The organism is Marinobacter sp. L-46, from assembly GCF_056859535.1.
In genome coordinates, this window is sequence record NZ_JBSXOP010000025.1 from 36,203 (window position 1) to 53,200 (window position 16,998).

Annotated in this window: 20 protein-coding genes; 2 read left to right on the top strand and 18 right to left on the bottom strand. The window is 55.7% G+C overall.

All coding sequences use genetic code 11. The features are described from left to right. From serC to purU, 3 genes are all read right to left on the bottom strand, one after another. A complete protein-coding gene (serC, locus tag AC13DJ_RS01905; protein ID WP_482934152.1) occupies positions 1-1,083 on the bottom strand; it encodes a 3-phosphoserine/phosphohydroxythreonine transaminase in 1,083 nt (360 codons plus the stop codon). Further along, positions 1,080-3,686, bottom strand: a complete 2,607-nt coding sequence (gyrA, locus tag AC13DJ_RS01910) for a DNA gyrase subunit A (protein WP_058340480.1) — start codon at positions 3,684-3,686, stop codon at positions 1,080-1,082. Before gyrA ends, serC begins: the two co-directional genes overlap by 4 nt. Before the next feature lie 126 nt (positions 3,687-3,812). After that, entirely contained in the window at positions 3,813-4,667 is an 855-nt protein-coding gene (gene purU / locus AC13DJ_RS01915) for a formyltetrahydrofolate deformylase (RefSeq protein WP_022990017.1), read from the bottom strand. A 144-nt stretch (positions 4,668-4,811) separates the two neighbouring features. Between purU and ggt the strand changes: the two genes are divergently transcribed. Next, positions 4,812-6,572 carry a gamma-glutamyltransferase gene (ggt, locus tag AC13DJ_RS01920; protein WP_482934153.1) on the top strand — a complete coding sequence of 587 codons (1,761 nt, stop codon included), beginning with the start codon at positions 4,812-4,814 and terminating at the stop codon, positions 6,570-6,572. A gap of 172 nt (positions 6,573-6,744) precedes the next feature. Here ggt and yghU read toward each other — a convergent pair whose 3' ends face one another. After that, positions 6,745-7,620 carry a glutathione-dependent disulfide-bond oxidoreductase gene (gene yghU, locus AC13DJ_RS01925; protein WP_482934154.1) on the bottom strand — a complete coding sequence of 292 codons (876 nt, stop codon included), beginning with the start codon at positions 7,618-7,620 and terminating at the stop codon, positions 6,745-6,747. A gap of 316 nt (positions 7,621-7,936) precedes the next feature. Beyond that, positions 7,937-8,629 carry a hypothetical protein gene (locus tag AC13DJ_RS01930; protein WP_482934155.1) on the bottom strand — a complete coding sequence of 231 codons (693 nt, stop codon included), beginning with the start codon at positions 8,627-8,629 and terminating at the stop codon, positions 7,937-7,939. Between the two features lie 162 nt (positions 8,630-8,791). Between AC13DJ_RS01930 and AC13DJ_RS01935 the strand changes: the two genes are divergently transcribed. Further along, the gene (locus AC13DJ_RS01935; RefSeq protein ID WP_482934156.1) at positions 8,792-10,417 is read left to right on the top strand and encodes a helicase HerA-like domain-containing protein; all 1,626 of its coding nucleotides are present in this window, start codon (positions 8,792-8,794) and stop codon (positions 10,415-10,417) included. A 44-nt stretch (positions 10,418-10,461) separates the two neighbouring features. Here the strand turns inward: AC13DJ_RS01935 and AC13DJ_RS01940 are convergent, their stop codons facing one another. From AC13DJ_RS01940 to AC13DJ_RS02000, 13 genes are all read right to left on the bottom strand, one after another. Then, entirely contained in the window at positions 10,462-10,647 is a 186-nt protein-coding gene (locus AC13DJ_RS01940) for a type II toxin-antitoxin system RelE/ParE family toxin (RefSeq protein WP_482934157.1), read from the bottom strand. Then, positions 10,635-10,892 carry a type II toxin-antitoxin system Phd/YefM family antitoxin gene (locus AC13DJ_RS01945; RefSeq protein WP_022990007.1) on the bottom strand — a complete coding sequence of 86 codons (258 nt, stop codon included), beginning with the start codon at positions 10,890-10,892 and terminating at the stop codon, positions 10,635-10,637. The genes AC13DJ_RS01940 and AC13DJ_RS01945 overlap by 13 nt, the downstream gene beginning before the upstream one ends. Positions 10,893-11,036: 144 nt before the next feature. Next, entirely contained in the window at positions 11,037-11,300 is a 264-nt protein-coding gene (locus tag AC13DJ_RS01950; protein ID WP_199457280.1) for a Txe/YoeB family addiction module toxin, read from the bottom strand. Next, positions 11,297-11,539 (bottom strand): type II toxin-antitoxin system Phd/YefM family antitoxin, encoded by a 243-nt coding sequence (locus AC13DJ_RS01955; protein WP_058092928.1) that lies wholly within the window; start codon positions 11,537-11,539, stop codon positions 11,297-11,299. Before AC13DJ_RS01955 ends, AC13DJ_RS01950 begins: the two co-directional genes overlap by 4 nt. A gap of 139 nt (positions 11,540-11,678) precedes the next feature. Next, a complete protein-coding gene (locus AC13DJ_RS01960; RefSeq protein WP_068436756.1) occupies positions 11,679-11,972 on the bottom strand; it encodes a HigA family addiction module antitoxin in 294 nt (97 codons plus the stop codon). Continuing rightward, the gene (locus AC13DJ_RS01965) at positions 11,972-12,157 is read right to left on the bottom strand and encodes a type II toxin-antitoxin system RelE/ParE family toxin (RefSeq protein ID WP_482934158.1); all 186 of its coding nucleotides are present in this window, start codon (positions 12,155-12,157) and stop codon (positions 11,972-11,974) included. The genes AC13DJ_RS01960 and AC13DJ_RS01965 overlap by 1 nt, the downstream gene beginning before the upstream one ends. A 60-nt stretch (positions 12,158-12,217) precedes the next feature. After that, positions 12,218-12,484, bottom strand: coding sequence for a DUF2442 domain-containing protein (locus AC13DJ_RS01970; RefSeq protein ID WP_036219965.1), 267 nt, complete (start codon positions 12,482-12,484; stop codon positions 12,218-12,220). Then, complete coding sequence (locus AC13DJ_RS01975; RefSeq protein ID WP_081697604.1) at positions 12,444-12,683, bottom strand: DUF4160 domain-containing protein; 240 nt, start codon at positions 12,681-12,683, stop codon at positions 12,444-12,446. The genes AC13DJ_RS01970 and AC13DJ_RS01975 overlap by 41 nt, the downstream gene beginning before the upstream one ends. 85 nt (positions 12,684-12,768) lie before the next feature. Further along, positions 12,769-13,149 carry a hypothetical protein gene (locus AC13DJ_RS01980; RefSeq protein ID WP_482934159.1) on the bottom strand — a complete coding sequence of 127 codons (381 nt, stop codon included), beginning with the start codon at positions 13,147-13,149 and terminating at the stop codon, positions 12,769-12,771. A gap of 43 nt (positions 13,150-13,192) precedes the next feature. Next, a complete protein-coding gene (locus AC13DJ_RS01985; protein WP_482934160.1) occupies positions 13,193-14,023 on the bottom strand; it encodes a hypothetical protein in 831 nt (276 codons plus the stop codon). An 85-nt stretch (positions 14,024-14,108) separates the two neighbouring features. Then, positions 14,109-14,408 carry a helix-turn-helix domain-containing protein gene (locus AC13DJ_RS01990; protein ID WP_062373489.1) on the bottom strand — a complete coding sequence of 100 codons (300 nt, stop codon included), beginning with the start codon at positions 14,406-14,408 and terminating at the stop codon, positions 14,109-14,111. Further along, positions 14,401-14,715 (bottom strand): hypothetical protein, encoded by a 315-nt coding sequence (locus tag AC13DJ_RS01995; RefSeq protein ID WP_054641851.1) that lies wholly within the window; start codon positions 14,713-14,715, stop codon positions 14,401-14,403. The genes AC13DJ_RS01990 and AC13DJ_RS01995 overlap by 8 nt, the downstream gene beginning before the upstream one ends. A 706-nt stretch (positions 14,716-15,421) precedes the next feature. Next, positions 15,422-15,715, bottom strand: a complete 294-nt coding sequence (locus AC13DJ_RS02000) for a hypothetical protein (protein ID WP_144820884.1) — start codon at positions 15,713-15,715, stop codon at positions 15,422-15,424. Between the last annotated feature and the right edge of the window lie 1,283 nt (positions 15,716-16,998).

Below are 16,998 nucleotides of genomic sequence, written 5' to 3' on the forward strand. Positions count from 1 at the left end.
TCAGCCCCGCTCCTTCGCAAATTCCGCCATGTAGGCAATCAACGCATCCACACCCTCTTCCGGCATGGCGTTGTAGATGCTCGCCCGCATGCCGCCTACCGAACGATGGCCCTGCAGGTTCAGCAGGTGCCGGGCTTCAGCACCTTTAAGGAACTCACCGTTGAGAGCATCGTCTGCCAGGGTGAACGGCACGTTCATCCAGGAACGGAAACGCGGTTCGATCGGGTTGGCATAGAAATCATTGGTATCAATGAAGTCGTACAGCTTCTTCGCCTTGCGGGCATTCAACTCGCCCATCGCCTTCACGCCGCCCTGCTCTTTCAGCCACTTGAACACCAGGCCGGACAGGTACCAGGAATAGGTAGCCGGCGTGTTGTACATGGAATCGTTATCGGCGATGACCTGATAGTTCATCATCGTCGGCGTTTCCTTGCGTGCCTTGCCCAGAAGGTCCTTACGGATAATCACAACCACCAGGCCAGAAGGCCCGATGTTCTTCTGGGCGCCGGCGTAAATCAGCCCGAACTTGTTGATGTCTACCGGGCGCGACAGCATGGTGGAAGACATGTCCGCCACCAGCGGCACCTTGCCGCCGTCCGGAATGAAATCGTATTCCAGGCCACCAATGGTTTCGTTCGGCGTGTAATGCAGGTACGCCGCATCGGCATTCGTGGTCCATACCGCCTGGTCCGGAATGGTGGTAAAACCGCTGCCTTCAGAGCTGGCCACCACGTTCACATCACCGTAGCGGCTGGCTTCTGCGATGGCTTTCTTGGACCAGATACCGGTGTTCACGTAATCGGCAGAGGTCTTTTCACCGAGCAGGTTCAGCGGGATGGTAGAGAACTGGCTGGAAGCTCCACCTTGCATGAAGAGTACGGCGTAATCGTCTGATATTCCTGCAAGTTCCCGAAGGTCTTTTTCAGCCGTTTCGGCAATCGCCACAAACTCGTCACTGCGGTGACTCATCTCCATCACCGACATGCCGGTGCCGCGCCAGTCGAGCATTTCGCTCAGAGCCTGCTTCAGCACAGCCTCCGGCAAGGTGGCCGGACCCGCACAGAAATTAAACGCCCTGCTCATTCTTCGGTTTCCTCGCCTTCAACGTCTACGTCAACGCCCGCATCGGTATCTTCCGCATCGGCATCGTCATCATCAGATTCTGCAATCCGCTCAACACCCACCAGGCGCTCGTCTTCCTGCGCCAGGCGAATCAGGCGCACACCCTGGGTGTTCCGGCTGAGTACAGAGACCTCATCGGTACGGGTACGCACCAGCGTGCCCTTGTCCGAAATCAGCATCATCTCGTCGCCTTCGAACAGCTGCAAAGCGGTTACCAGGTTGCCGTTACGCTCGGAGCACTGCATGGCGATAACGCCCTGACTGCCACGGCTGTAGGCCGGGAATTCGTCGATGGCGGTACGCTTGCCGTAGCCGTGTTCACTGGCGGTGAGAATTACGCCGCCGTCCTGCGGAATAATCAGCGACACCACATGGTGGCCTTCCGGCATCTTGATACCGCGCACACCACGGGCAGTCCGGCTCATGGGCCGCACCTGGTCCTCGCGGAACCGCACCGCTTTGCCGGCGGTAGAGAACAGCATTACCTCGGCGGAACCGTCAGTGATGGCTGCACCAATCAGGGTATCGCCTTCATCCAGGTTCAGGGCAATCAGGCCGCTGCTGCGCGGACGGGAGAAGTTCGGCAGCGGGGTTTTCTTGACCACACCGGCAGAAGTGGCCATCAGCACAAACTGGTCTTCCGGATAATCACGCACCGGCAGGAAGGTGGTAATACGCTCACCCTCGTCCAGCGGCAGGATGTTGACCATCGGGCGACCACGGGAACCACGGCTGCCACGTGGAATCTCGAACACCCGCAGCCAGTACACCTTGCCGCGGTCGGAGAAGCACAGAATGGTATCGTGGGAGTTGGCGACCAGCAGCTTCTCGATAAAGTCTTCATCTTTCATCGAGGTGGCGGCCTTACCGCGACCACCACGGCGCTGGGCCTGGTAATCTTCAACCGCCTGGGTCTTGGCATAACCGCTGTGGGAAATGGTGACCACCAGGTCTTCTTCGTCAATCAGGTCTGCGATGGTCAGGTCACGCTGGGAACTGGTGATTTCGGTACGGCGCTCGTCACCAAACTCGGACACCACGGCTTCCAGTTCTTCACGGATAACCTGCATCAGGCGGTCCGGATCACCCAGGATTTCCAGCAGGCCGGCAATCTTCTCGAGGATTTCCTTGTACTCGTTCTGGAGCTTTTCGGTTTCCAGGCCGGTCAGGCGGTGCAGGCGCATATCCAGGATCGCCTGGGTCTGCTCCGGTGACAGGTAGTACAGGCCATCACGCAGGCCGTAGAATTCCGGCAGGTCATCCGGGCGGCAGGCATCTTCACCAGCACGTTCCAGCATGGCCAGGACGTCGCCGGGCGCCCAGCCCTTGGACATCAGCTTTTCCTTGGCTTCAACAGAGCTCGGAGAAGCCTTGATCAGTTCGATCATCTCGTCGATGTTGGCCAGGGCTACGGTCAGGCCTTCCAGGATGTGACCACGCTCACGGGCTTTGCGCAGCTCATAGATGGTCCGGCGGGTAACCACTTCGCGACGGTGGCGCACGAAGGCGTCGAGCATCTGCTTCAGGTTCAGGATCTTCGGCTCGCCGTTCAGCAGCGCAACCATATTGATGCCGAACACTGTCTGCAGCTGAGTGTGGGCGAACAGGTTGTTCACCACCACTTCCGGGTTTTCACCACGGCGCAGTTCGATAACAACCCGGATACCTTCCTTGTTGGACTCGTCACGCAGCTCGGTGATGCCCTCAAGGCGTTTTTCCTTGACCAGTTCGGCGATCTTCTCGATCAGCTTCGCCTTGTTCAGCTGGTAAGGCAGCTCGGTGATGATGATCGCATCGCGGTTGGTCTTGTTGTCGTGCTCGATCTCGTGACGGGCACGAATGTAGATACGACCACGGCCGGTGCGATAGGCCTCGACAATGCCTGCACGGCCGTTAATGATGCCCTGGGTCGGGAAATCCGGGCCCGGAATGTATTCCATCAGTTCATCGATGGTCAGGTCCGGGTTATCAATCAGCGCCAGGCAGCCGTTAACGACTTCGGTCAGGTTGTGGGGCGGAATGTTGGTGGCCATGCCCACGGCGATACCGGAGGAGCCGTTCACCAGCAGGTTCGGTACGCGGGTGGGCAGGACTTCCGGAATACGCTCGGTGCCGTCGTAGTTGTCTACGTAGTCGACCGTTTCCTTTTCCAGGTCCGCCAGCAGCGAGTGCGCCATCTTCTCCATGCGGATTTCGGTGTAACGCATGGCGGCCGCGTTGTCGCCGTCGATGGAACCGAAGTTACCCTGGCCATCAACCAGCGGGTAGCGCAGCGAAAACGGCTGGGCCATACGAACGATGGTGTCGTATACCGCAGAGTCGCCATGGGGGTGGTATTTACCGATAACGTCACCCACCACACGGGCAGACTTCTTGTACGCCTTGTTCCAGTCGTTACCCAGCTCGGACATGGCGAACAGAACCCGCCGGTGCACCGGCTTGAGGCCGTCGCGCACATCCGGCAGGGCCCGGCCAACGATAACGCTCATGGCGTAATCGAGGTAGGACTGTTTCAATTCGTCTTCAATATTGACCGGCAGGATCTCTTTGGCTAACTCACCCATCGAGAAAGGTTCCTTTGCGTTATCTGGAAGTCGTTACGGGGCCTTTTTCCGCACCCACATTTATTCTTCAACAAGCCGCCAAGCATACCACAGTCCACCCCTCGCCGGGGCAACTGTGGTAAAGCCTTAATCAAACACTACGGTCTTGTTTTCATAGGTAATCACGCGGTCTTCAACATGCGACCGGAGCCCGCGGGCCAGTACGTTCTTCTCAACATCCTTACCCAGGCGAACCATGTCTTCGATGGAGTCGCGATGGCTGATGCGAATAACGTCCTGCTCGATGATCGGGCCCTCATCAAGATCCTGGGTTACGTAGTGGCAGGTTGCACCAATCAGCTTCACACCACGGCTATAAGCCTGGTGGTATGGCCGGGCACCAGCGAAAGACGGCAGGAAGCTGTGATGGATATTGATCACCTTGCCCGCATACTTTTCACACAGGGCAGCCGGCAGGATTTGCATATAACGGGCCAGCACCACCACATCGGTTTCGTACTGTGCGAACAGCTCTTCAATGTGGGCGAAGGCTTCGGCCTTGTTTTCCTTGCTTACCGGCACATGGTGGTAGGGAATGTCATGCCATTCCACCATCCGGCGCAGGTCATCGTGGTTCGAGATAACCGCCACGATTTCGCAGTTGAGTTCCTTGCTGTGCCAGCGGTGCAACAGGTCGGCCAGGCAGTGGGATTCCTTGCTGCACATCAGGATCACCCGCTTGGGGCGGGCAGAATCGGCAATGTGCCAGTTCATGTTGAACTCGCGGGCAATCGGTTCGAAGGCTGCGCGGAACTGGTCCAGCCCGAACGGAATCGATTCGGCCTTGATCTCGTGCCGCATGAAGAACCAGCCGGACTGGGTGTCTGAGTGGTGGCTCGCCTCGGTAATCCAGCCATTGTAGGTGGACAGGAAATTACTCACCTTGGCAACAATTCCCACCCGGTCCGGGCAGGAAATAACAAGACGATAGGTATGCTCCATGAAGCCTTTCCTTAACTTGAATCCGGGAAAGCGGGTGCGACGGGGAACCGGCAAAACAAAGTTTGCGGCAAACGATCGGAACGCACCGTTAAAAATGACCGGCTATGATAGCCTATCTGAAAGCCAGAAACGAGGAGTGAGCGCATGGACAGAGTCAACCACAGCCTTTTAAAGAAAATCCCTCTGAGGGGCCTGTGGCGCCTTACAGCCGCAAGCTTGTTCGCAGTTGCAACCACTGCTGCGGCAGCCAGCAACCAGGCCATTCTGGAAGGCGAGCGCTTTCATCCCGTTCAAGGCACCCAGGGCATGGTGGCCACCAGCCACACGCTGGCCTCGGAAGTGGCCCTGCAGGTTCTCAAAAACGGTGGTAACGCCGCAGATGCTGCGGTTACCGCCGGCTTTGCCCTGGCCGTCACCCAGCCCCGCTCCGGAAACATCGGTGGTGGCGGCTTCCTGCTCTACGCACCGGGCGATGGCTCCGCACCGGAAGCCATCGACTACCGGGAAACCGCACCGGCGGCCGCGACCGAAACCATGTTCCAGGATGAAGACGGCAATGTGGTGAACGAGCGCAGCCGGTTCAGCCATAAAGCCGCGGGTGTTCCCGGCACCGTGGCTGGCCTGGCCATGGCCCTTGAACGCCATGGCACCCTATCACTGAAAGAAGCCCTGGCGCCGGCCATACGCCTGGCCAGGGATGGCTTTGTGGTTCCACACCGGTTTACCAAGGGGCTGGAACAGGCGCGGGATCGCTTGCAACGCTGGCCCGCCACCCGCGATACCTTTTATAAGGAAGACGGCTCCGCACCGCAGCCGGGGGAAACGTTCAGGCAGCCGGAGCTGGCCGCTACGCTTCAACGCATTGCTGATCAAGGCATCGAGGGCTTTTACCAGGGCGAAACCGCCCGGCTGATTGTGGAAGAAATGCAGCGCGGCAACGGGCTGATTACCCTGGAGGACCTGGCCAGCTATCAGCCCGCGGTCCGCCAGCCGGTGCAGGGTAATTACCGGGGATACGATATTTTCTCCATGTCACCGCCCTCTTCCGGCGGCACCCACATCGTCCAGATCCTGAATATTCTTGAGCACTTCCCCATTGGCGAATGGGGGCACAACTCCGCCAACACCCTGCACCACATGGCAGAAGCCATGAAGCTGGCCTACGCCGACCGGGCCGAATACCTGGGCGACACGGACTTTGTGGAGGTGCCCCTGGCCGGGCTGACCAGCAAAGACTACGCCGCAGAACTGCGCAAAGGCATTGCCCCGGACAAGGCCCGCCCGTCCCTCGAGATCAAGCCCGGCCAGCCCGCGGTATTTGAAAGCCCGGAAACCACCCACTTCTCGGTGGTGGACCGTTGGGGCAATGCCGTATCCAACACCTACACCATCAATTTCAGCTACGGCTCCGGCATCACCGTGGCCGGCGCAGGCTTTCTGCTGAACAATGAAATGGACGACTTCAGCGCCAAGCCGGGCGCTGCCAACGCCTACGGCCTGATTGGTGGCGAAGCCAACAAGATTGAACCGGGCAAGCGTATGCTCAGCTCCATGTCGCCCACTATCGTGCGTAAAGACGGCAAGAATGTTCTGGTCACCGGCAGCCCGGGCGGCTCTCGTATTATCACCACCACCTTGCAGGTAGTGATGAATGTGATCGACCATAATATGAACATACAGACCGCCGTCAGCGCCCCGCGCATGCACCATCAGTGGCTGCCAGATGAGATTCGCATCGAACAGGGCATCAGCCAGGACACTATCGAATTGCTTGAGTCCAGGGGCCATGTGGTGAATACCAGTACCGCCATGGGCGCCATTCAGAGCATCATGATCGGCGAAGACGGCACTCTGTTTGGCGGCGCCGACCCCAGGCGAAGCACTTCATCCGCCATGGGCTTCTAATCAGACAGGAACGTAGTAATGGAACCTGAAAAGCAAGGACAAGACCAGACGCCACCACCGGCCGAACCAGGCCGGAACTGCCACCCACTTACCGGGCAAAGCCGTACCCCGCCGTGCGCAGCAGGTTAACCTGGTCCTCGGTTAACGCCGCAGGCACAGCCATTCTTGCTCCTTAAGATTGCTGGCCTTCGAGTTTATCCTGGGTGCGTAAGTCAAAATCGCTCGCATCGTGGCGCTCAAGCAGCTGGGAGGACAACTCGCCCCAGGCACGGTTCACCATGCGGCCACGCTGCACTGCCGGGCGCTTGGCCAGTTCATTCGTCCAGCGCAGCACGTTGGTATAAGTATGGGCTTCCAGGAATTCGGCGGCCTCATACACGGTATTCTTCACCAGCGAACCATACCAGGGCCACACCGCCATATCGGCGATGGTGTACTCGTCACCGGCAATATACTGGTTGTCCGCCAGCTGCCGATCCAGCACATCCAGCTGGCGCTTCACCTCCATGGTGTAGCGGTTGATGGGGTACTCGTATTTTTCCGGGGCATAGGCATAGAAATGCCCGAATCCACCACCCAGAATCGGTGCGCTGGCCATCTGCCAGAACAGCCAGTTCATAGTTTCTGCACGCCGGGCACGGTCCGTTGGCAGGAAGGCTCCAAACTTCTCTGCCAGATAGAACAGGATAGAACCGGATTCGAATACCCGCACGGCCGGGTCTTCACTGCGATCCAGCAACGCGGGGATCTTGGAGTTGGGGTTAACCTCCACAAAACCGCTACTGAACTGGTCACCTTCCATAATCTGGATCAGCCAGGCATCGTATTCGGCTTCCTTGATGCCTTTCTCCAGCAATTCCTCAAACATGATGGTGGCTTTAACACCGTTGGGCGTTGCCAGGGAATACAGCTGGAACGGATGCTCGCCCACCGGCAAGTCTTTATCATGGGTGGCACCGGCAATCGGGCGGTTGATGCTGGCAAACCTGCCGCCGTTGCCCTGCTCCCATTTCCAGACTTTCGGTGGCGTGTAGGTCGGATCGCTCATCAGTTGTTTCTCCCCTTTACGTTGAAAGATGCGTGGCATGACTGTAACTGAATCCGGCACAGGAAAGCACCCATGAACTATACTCGGCCCTACAAACAATGGCTTACACCGGAATGAAGGTGTGACCCAGGCCGGCGAAGCCATCCTGTAGGTGGGCGACCCGAGTGCCCCGGAAGTGGTGATCGACGTACTCAGCTTTGATGCCACCAAACTGAAGCCTGGGCTGGACACCCGCCTCAGCCCTGTTTCGGCATGACGGCGGGCACGCGGTATTTCGGCTGCGATAACGCACAGGCACCCCCCGGGATTTCACAACCTAGTTTTTCTTGAACACAGCCGTTATCCGATCCCACCAACTGCGCTTCATCTGCTCTTCAGGGCTGGGCCAGTTTGGATCCTTGCTTTTGCTCTGCACAATGCCACTGTTACCCAGCCGCAGGCGCCACAGCTGGGCCGACGACTGATCCTGCCCTGGCTGCTCAGACACCAGCAATAAATGGAAGTCCTGCTGCCTCTCGATCGGATGAACCTGTACCGAAAACCCGGACTCCTCATCCTCCTCACACACATGCAGTCGATCCCGGCTTACCTTGATCATTTCACACAGAGCTTCGAAATCCAGCGTTATACGCTCCCTGATCTCATCGTGTTCCAGGGTGTCTTTGTCCGGTTTGAGCAGAGACCGGTAACAGATAACTTGTGCATCATCGTTGTTGGCCGAGCGTCCGATGGCACTGACGACCACCTGCGGCAACTCCTGGAGATTCCGATAATCCACCCACACCAGCTGCCTGGCCACCTGCTGCCTGGTGTAAGGCATTCGCAGGCGAATCCGCCAACGGGGCTTGCCCCGGCGTAACCGGCGGGTAATCACGTTGATCATGTCTTCGCGCACCATGTCACGAACGCCGTACATCAACGCGATAACCAGCAACAACGTGATGGAAAGCGTTTCGCTGGCATTGCGCACATTAAACAGCATGTAGGTCAGTATCGACATGATGAACATTGTGGTGGCAGCCTTCACCAGCTTGCGCGTACCGGAGCCGAGTTCGGCAACCTTTGGCCGCAGCGAGATGGGGTACTACAGTAACCGGTCGTAGAGGCTCATTCGATTCCAAAGCGCGGTAGGCGTGCCCAGAAAATCACGCAGGTAATCCTGCTCTTTGCGATGAGTTCGCTCCTGCTGGAGAAAATCCGTAATGCTCTGGCGGAGCGCCTCGTCCAGTGCGGAAAAGCTTTCGCGGGTCATGCATTCAAGAAAGAACTGCTCCACGAACCAGGAAAAGTAAATGTCCATCTGGCGCAGATACCGCTTCTGGCGATCCTGCGAGGGGGCAGTCACGTTCAGAGCCTGCTGCTAAGCCGTGCTAACCGTCATGGCCTGATTGCCGGCGCCACAGGTACCGGCAAAACCGTCACCCTGCAGATTCTGGCGGAAGGCTTTTCCGCCCAGGGTGTGCCGGTGTTCATGGCCGATGTAAAAGGCGACTTGTCTGGCATCTCCCAGCCCGGCACGCCCAAGCCTGCGCTGCTCAAGCGTGCAGAGAAGATAGGCCTTGAACCCTACACCTTCCATGGTTTCCCCACCGTTTTCTGGGGTGTCTTCGGCGCCGAAGGCCACCCCATGCGGGCCACCATTTCAGATATGGGGCCACTTTTACTGTCTCGCCTGCTGGAACTCAACGACACCCAGGAGGGCGTTCTGAACATCGCATTCAAAGTGGCGGACGAGCACGGCATGGCCCTGCTGGACCTGAAAGACCTGCGAGCCCTGATGACCTTCGTAGCCGAGCAGTCACAAGAGCTTACGGCAATCTACGGCAACGTCAGCAAATCCTCTGTGGGCGCCATACAGCGCCGGTTACTTCAACTTGAGCAAGAAGGCGGAGACCGGTTTTTCGGTGAGCCCGCACTGGAGCTTGCCGACCTCATGCGCTGCGACACTGCAGGGCACGGACACATTAACCTGCTGGCAGCAGACCAGTTGATTCAACGCCCACGGCTCTACGCCACCATCCTGCTCTGGTTGCTTGCCGAACTGTTTGAAGAGTTACCGGAAGTCGGCGACCCCGACAAACCCAAACTCGTGTTCTTTTTCGACGAAGCGCACCTGCTGTTTGATGATGCCCCGAAAGCTCTCCTGCAGAAGGTTGAACAGGTTGTTCGGCTGATCCGCTCCAAGGGAGTAGGCGTTTATTTTGTCTCCCAAAACCCCACAGACATCCCGGACACCGTGCTGGGCCAGCTGGGCAACCGGGTACAACACGCACTCAGAGCCTTTACCCCCCGAGACCAGAAAGCCGTTCGTTCTGCCGCCTCCACCTTCCGGCAAAACCCTAACCTTAATACTGAAAAGGTCATCACCGAACTGGGTATCGGCGAAGCCCTGGTATCCACACTGGACGCCAAAGGCATGCCATCGATAGTGGACCAGACCCTGATCCGGCCGCCCTCCTCCCGCCTGGGCCCGGCCACGGCCGAAGAACGCAGGCAAATCATCAATGCCAGCGAGTTTGGCCCAAGGTACAACACCACCATTGACCGCGAATCGGCCTACGGGAAACTGAAAGAACGAGCCGAACAAGCTGCCAGGGAAGCCGAACAGGCAGCGCTTGATGACAGCCAGATGTACAAAGCGCCAACCAGCAAACGAAAAGCCCCGGCGCGAGCAAGAACATCGTCGCGCCAGGGCGTTTTTGAAACCATGGCAAAAAGCGTAGCCCGCACCGCAGGGCGGGAGATGACCCGGAGTATTTTGCGGGGGTTGTTGGGGTCTTTGTTTAAGGGGCGCTGAAAGCGCCTGGCTCAGCAGTGTGCTGGCGCACCGGTGACTTTGACCTAGCGAAGCGGAGAAGGGAGCTCTGGAGGAATCCGTCCGGATTGGGGGAAATCTTCCAAACACCCGGTCTTATCGAAAACTTCTTGGACCAGGTGACTTGCGGCTGCAGGATTATCTAGAGCAATGTACTCAGCGATCGCATCCAGTTCTTGAAGGGCGGGCTCCGTCCAGATTACTTCAGCCATTTACTCATTTTCTCCCTGGCCTCACTTTGACTGTACGTTCTTCCCTCAAGTACAGCCAGCTCTCCTCGTGAGAGCCCCTCAAGCAGCTCAAGTCGGCGCTGCATAAACTCGTAATCTTGCACATCAACAAGGTATGCGGATGGCTGACCGTGCTCCGTGATCAGTATCGGCTCTTTAGTCAGGTGCAGATCTGCCAGAATCTTTGTGGCTTGGCGCTTGAGGTTCGTAACCAGCTCAACTTTCATGGGCCCACCCTGATCCAAATTAATAGTGACACTATAGTATCACTTTTCGAGTGAGACAATCACAGCTAAAACGCGAAGCTTTGCGCCAATTTTGGAGCCGCGAAGCGGTGGAAAATTTGTCCGGCAACAGCGCCTGGCTATGCCTTATTCGTAGTGACTCCAGAGCCTGAGAACTTTCACCACTCGCTCCTCCTCGAGTACTTGGTAGACCAGACGATGCTGAATATTGATGCGGCGTGAATAGGCCCCTGAAAGATCACCAATGAGCTTCTCAATCGGAGGCGGCTTGCGGTATGGATCTTCCGCTATCAGCGCTAACAGTTCCTGGGCTTTTGGTTTAAGGCCGCTGGAGGCCAACTTCTTTGCATCTTTCTGGGCTTGCTTGGTGTAAACCAACTTCCATGTCACCAGTCCAGCTCCTCGTCACATTCATCCACGGGGGTATCCATCCCCTCACGAATAGACTCCCGCATACCTGGTACGGAGAGCAGGTAAAGTGTTTCCTGAATTGCAGACCAGTCTTCCTCGGAAACCAGGACGGCTTTGTTCCGCTTACCCATGATGACGATTGGTTGGTGGGACTCGGCGGTCTCGTCAATCAACCGATATAGGTTGCTGCGCGCCTCAGTTGCTGTGATTCCGGTCATGACGCACCTCTTGTGTGTTTATCTTTTCACCAAAGTGTACGCCTCTGGGTACGTACGTCAAGACGAACGTATTGCATGACGCCCGCAATAAACGGCGTGCCGGAGCGCCAGCGCAGGCGCGTCCGACAACAGCCACTGGTTAAGCTGCTTCGAAGTCCAAGGGATGAATGCCATCCAGATTGACCGTATTGCGGGCCACCCAAAGATCGTACATGTCCTGCATTGCCAACCAGCTCTCAGGAGTGCGCCCGAGAACCTTGGATAGCCGCAATGACATTTCCGGGCTAATACCACTATCTCCTTTGAGCAGCCGCGACAATGTAGAAGGTGAAACGCCCAGACTGGAAGCAAGCTGACGAGAGCTGATACCGAAGGGCTCCAGGTAAACCTCGCGAATGAATTCACCAGGATGCGGCGGATTATGCATAGTCATTAGTGATAATCCTCATAATCAAGAATGTAGGCATTGCCGTCCTGAAATTCGAACGTCATGCGCCAATTTCCGTTAACCCGAATCGACCACCGCCCCTTGTCTTTTCTCTTCAATGGGTGAAGCCGAAAGCCAGGGATATCCATATCTTCCACTGAAGTCGCCGTATCCAGAGCAGCCAGCTGCATGCGCGGCTTTGGAATGGAGGCGAAGCCGCAATGGAAAAGACGTCGCCGTGCCTGCGATGGTTATGTGCAGTGAGCGACGTTCGGGAACCTCTCGGGATGCTCTATAATTTCTTCCGTCAGGTCGACATCAAGGTCAGGCCAATAGAAGTGGCCTGGAGATTGTTCCTCAACGTTCACAATTGCGCTGACCGGCTGCTCCTTAAACCAGGGAAAACTGTTGTAGGGCATGAAAAACTCTCGGTCGTGCGCCAGAAGCCACACGCCATGCGCAGAAATGTTCGTCACCTCAACTGCCGAAGTGCTGTTTCCAAGCGCTGACAAGCTCATCTCGGTGATCCTCCACCAATAATTCGATTTCTTTCAGTTGCTGCCGGTTGTATCCGTAATTTTTGGACAGCTCAAGATCTGGTTCAAGCCAGAATTTTGCCTCGCCATCACCCGATACTACATGAACATGCATGCGAGACTCCTCTCGCGAGAAGAAAAAGAAACGATATCCTTTTTCTCGGAATACTGTAGGACTCATCCATACTCCTCACACATAACGCTGAGGTAACCGGCGCCACGACAGTGGCGTCCGGCGGCCATCGGCCGCGTACTGATGCGCCTTGTTATGCATTTTTTAATTTTTCAACGACTTGCGAGGGAGTTAGCTCTTCCCCCTCCCATACCTCTACTTTGTATGCGCCAGCACCAAGTGCTAGCTCACGCAATATCTTGACTTCCACTCGGCAGAGGCCGTTTTCAGTCATTTCCAAAGGGTGAATCAGAACCGCAGCGCTTCTTTTGATAAAAGTTTTAGGCAGCACCTTCCTTATGCCCTTTCTCAGCTCGTGTTCTGCTCGTGAAAACTCTCCAACAAGCAGACGAGCGGTACTGAAAGGCTCCGGTGAAGAAACAATTTCGGCCGAGGGATCACCGGTCACTCTCGCTATTTCGAAGCGATTCCGTGAAACCTTAACGTAGAGCTGTTCCTCAAACAGATTTCTCAAAACTATGTCTTCCTTGCATAACGCTTGCAGCAGGGGCGCGACGTCAGGAGCATCCCTTGCCTGCATTTGTTAGAGCTGCATAAATTGTGGAAAATTTAATGGCTAGCAAAACTTTCTGAGACTTGTGGAACTCAATAAAAATGCCGATTAGCTCACCATGGCAATCACTGTCATCAAGGACACTATTGAGATCTAGTCCCTTAATTGAGAAAAGGCCACCCCCACTGACCCCGATCGGTGACCACGAGTGGACTTTCTCGCCCTTCTCGTTTTTAGAATATCTCCCACAGAAGTCTAGGAGAAAATGGTGCCAAACACTTGCGCCAACAGTCGAAAAAATATCGCCCTCGTGCTTGAGGGATGATGAATAGACGAAAGGAACCTCTTTTACGGTTTTTGCGTTCCTATTAAATTTCTTATTTTTCGAGTTGGGATAGCCAAGCGCTAAGCAGAATTTTGGGGGTTCTTCCTGAGGCTGAATAAGACATTCGCTTTCGTTGATAAAATCCAAGTTCCCAAGTGACGCTTCAAACTCATCTTTCACTTCATGGATTGCGAAGTCCAGTTTGTCGTTACTTCTCTGGCCTTTTGGAGGCGCAGTAATGAGAAATTCACCTACCACTTCAACCAAATTTCTTTCGCCACCAACATAAAGAGTCGTCTGTTCATTGTTATCAATTACGTGCGCAGCCGTAACAAGGTATTTCTTCCCTGCAAAATCCACCAAAACACAGCTACCGATATGCTCCGGCTCACCACGCTCCGTACTTCCATATATGGGTCTTACAGAGCGCAAAAATTTTCGTGAAAGCACATCAGAGCACTTATTCATCCGTTCTCTAGCGATGTTCTGTAAAGTGACGAGCTGAGTCATTTACCTACCCTTGGTTTCGTGCTCTAACGCCCGGCTTTGCGGCGTGCCGGAGCGCAGCGTAGGCGCGTCCGACAACAGCCGCTTGTTAACCCCGTAGCTCGAGGCCTTCTCGAATGACCTCGGGATGACGGGAAGCAATCTCAATGAGCGCTTTTGCTGGACCAGAGGGTTCACGTCGACCTTGCTCCCACTCCTGCAGGGTTCGCGCGGAAATATGCAGTACCTCAGCAAACTCGACCTGAGTCAGTCCGGTTTTGCCTCGAGCCTCTGCCACCTCGTTAGGCTCAACACGACTGACTCGTGCAGTTTTGCCCGCTTTCATTTCTTTAACAGACTGAAGCAACTTGTTGCCAAGCTCCTCAGCACTTAGTGTCTCGTCACTCATTTTCCAATACCTCACGAATCGACTTCAGGATATGAGCGGGTATATTGCCCCTGACGGCTTTCTTGTAGATCACCAATAACCAGATCTCACCATTTGCCAACTTGGTGAAGTAAATGACTCGCACCCCACCGCGCTTCCCTGAACCCGCTACCGACCAACGAACCTTTCTACATCCGCCGCTACCCGGAATGGGGTCACCAATTTCCGGACTTGCCGCAAGCCAGGCAAAGAAAGCGCTTCGCTCTTCCTCAGTCCAGATTTTTCTGGCATCTGCTTCAAATGTAGGGGTTTCGATGATGGTAAACATGACAGTCAATATACGTCATTGACGGAGTTTTGCAAGATGCTGGTCACAAGGGTTAACGCTGAAATAAGCGGCGGCCCGACAGGGGCGTCCGGTGGAGGCCGCAGGCCGGAACGAACTTAATTGACTGGTTAACTGGCGCTGCCACCATAGTATGACCTTAGCACCTGATGACGGTGCTTGAAGATGAGTCGGTAGACAGGTGCCAGAACGTCTGCCAACACTGGCAACCTACACTGGAACTCGACGGTATCGGTGACCCAGCATAATGCCCCGTTCCGATTGATGTCCCGCCGATGGTGCCACAGCTTATTGGTTAAAGTACTGGACACCTCCACAAAACCCCGTTGGCGATCAATGGATTGAAAAAAGAACGTGTGCCGATCAATGGGAAGGATACCGAAAAGGAGTATCCAGCTCGAAAAGAGCACCCTACCGGAGGGCCATTCGAAGATCGGTTTGCTTGACCATTCTGAGGGAGCCGTCATACGGATGAGAGGGCTCAATTCCCTATTTACGCCCTTCATGGTGAGTAGCCCAGCAACATCTTCGGGACTGATTTTAAGATTGCTCGATACTTCAAATTTCACTGAGATCTTCCGTGACAGTTAACGAATGAGCTTAGCGGCGACCTTGTAATGGAGGCGTAGCCGCAATGAAAAGGGCGTCCGGCGGCCATCGGCCGCGTACTACAGCGACTTGTTAAAAGCTATCGCAGGCCACCCAAGGCCATGAGAGCAACGAACGATACCAACCTGCTAACGATAACCATCAGAATTATATCCGGCCAGATATTTGCTCTGCTGAATTTTTTGAGCAGAACAAAAAGCACGACAAGCGACAATAACCAGCCAATCGTAGGCACCAAAGCAACGGCAGCGGCCCCACCCGCCGCAATGACAGTCTCACTCAATGCTAAGTCGACAAGGGTAATCTTTGCGGCAAGCCACAAAACCACGCCGCCGACTAAGGCATCCAGCACTACAACTAACAACTCACCCATGGGGTCTATCCTTACCTTTTAACGCCGGCCATAAACGGCGCCCTGACAAGGGCGTCCGGCGACCGTAGGGAGCGAATTTGATGGCTTTGTTAGCTGCGAACAACCGAACCGGAATGAAACCCGATCTTTGGCAACCAGCATGACAGCCTGCTCCGTTTCTTTGGGGCACAAGCTCTGGCCAATGCACCTTGATTAAAACCACCGCCGATGATGCGGCGAATGAACCTGAACTTCAGAGTAGCAGGTAAGCAAGGAACCAGGTTTCGCCGGACAGCCCCGCAAGGTAAACACCCAAGCTTTTACCATCACCGCTGACCGACTGAGCTGCCAATCTGACGACGGATTTCGACGGCCTTGGCGAGCCACCAACATTGCCGGTTTTGCTGCCCGCTTACGGCCAAGGCCACTGGCACCGAACAACCCAAAAGGAACAGCGCACTACACAGCTAACGCTTAGCTTAGCGGCGCCCTTGTAATGGAGGCGACGCCGCAATGAAACGGGCGTCCGGCGGCCATCGGCCGCGAACTACAGCGACTGGTTAGCTGGGGGTAACTGTGAAGCCCGATACCTGGCAACCAACAAGACGGCATGCACCGCTGCCCTGGCACCGAAAACCGCCGATGCACTGTGATTGAAACCACCGCCAACGATGCGGTGAATGAACCTGAACTTCAGACTAGCCGACCCAGACCCAATTTTCGGTGAACGACCCCACAAGGCAAGCACCGACTTTTATACCAACACCGGAACCAGATTGAGCTGCCAATCTGACCACGGATTCTGACGGCCTTGGCGAACCACAAAACTTTCCGATTTTGCTACCCGTTTGCGGCCAAGGCCCGATGGCACCCAGCCACCAAAAACGACAAAGGCACTACCAGCTAACGCCAGCGCACAACGGCGCCCTTGTAATGGAGGCGCAGCCGCAATGAAAAGGGCGTCCGGCGGCCACAGGCCGCGTATTGATGCGCCTTGTTAGCTGCGAACAACCGAACCGGAATGAAACCCGACCTTTGGCAACCAAACATGACAGCCTGCACCGACGCCCCCTGGCACCAGCTACCGCTGATGCACTGTGATTAAAACCACCGCCAAAATTGCGGTGAATGAACCTGAACTTCAGAGTAGCAGGTAAGCAAGGGTAAGCGCCAATAAACCAGCACCTACTTTCGGTTACCAAGATTGCCCACACTGATTTCCTCGTCAACCCAGGAGAAATCAGTATGACACACATCGAACGCAGACGGCTCTGGCAGCAACGTATCGAAGACTGGCAGGCATC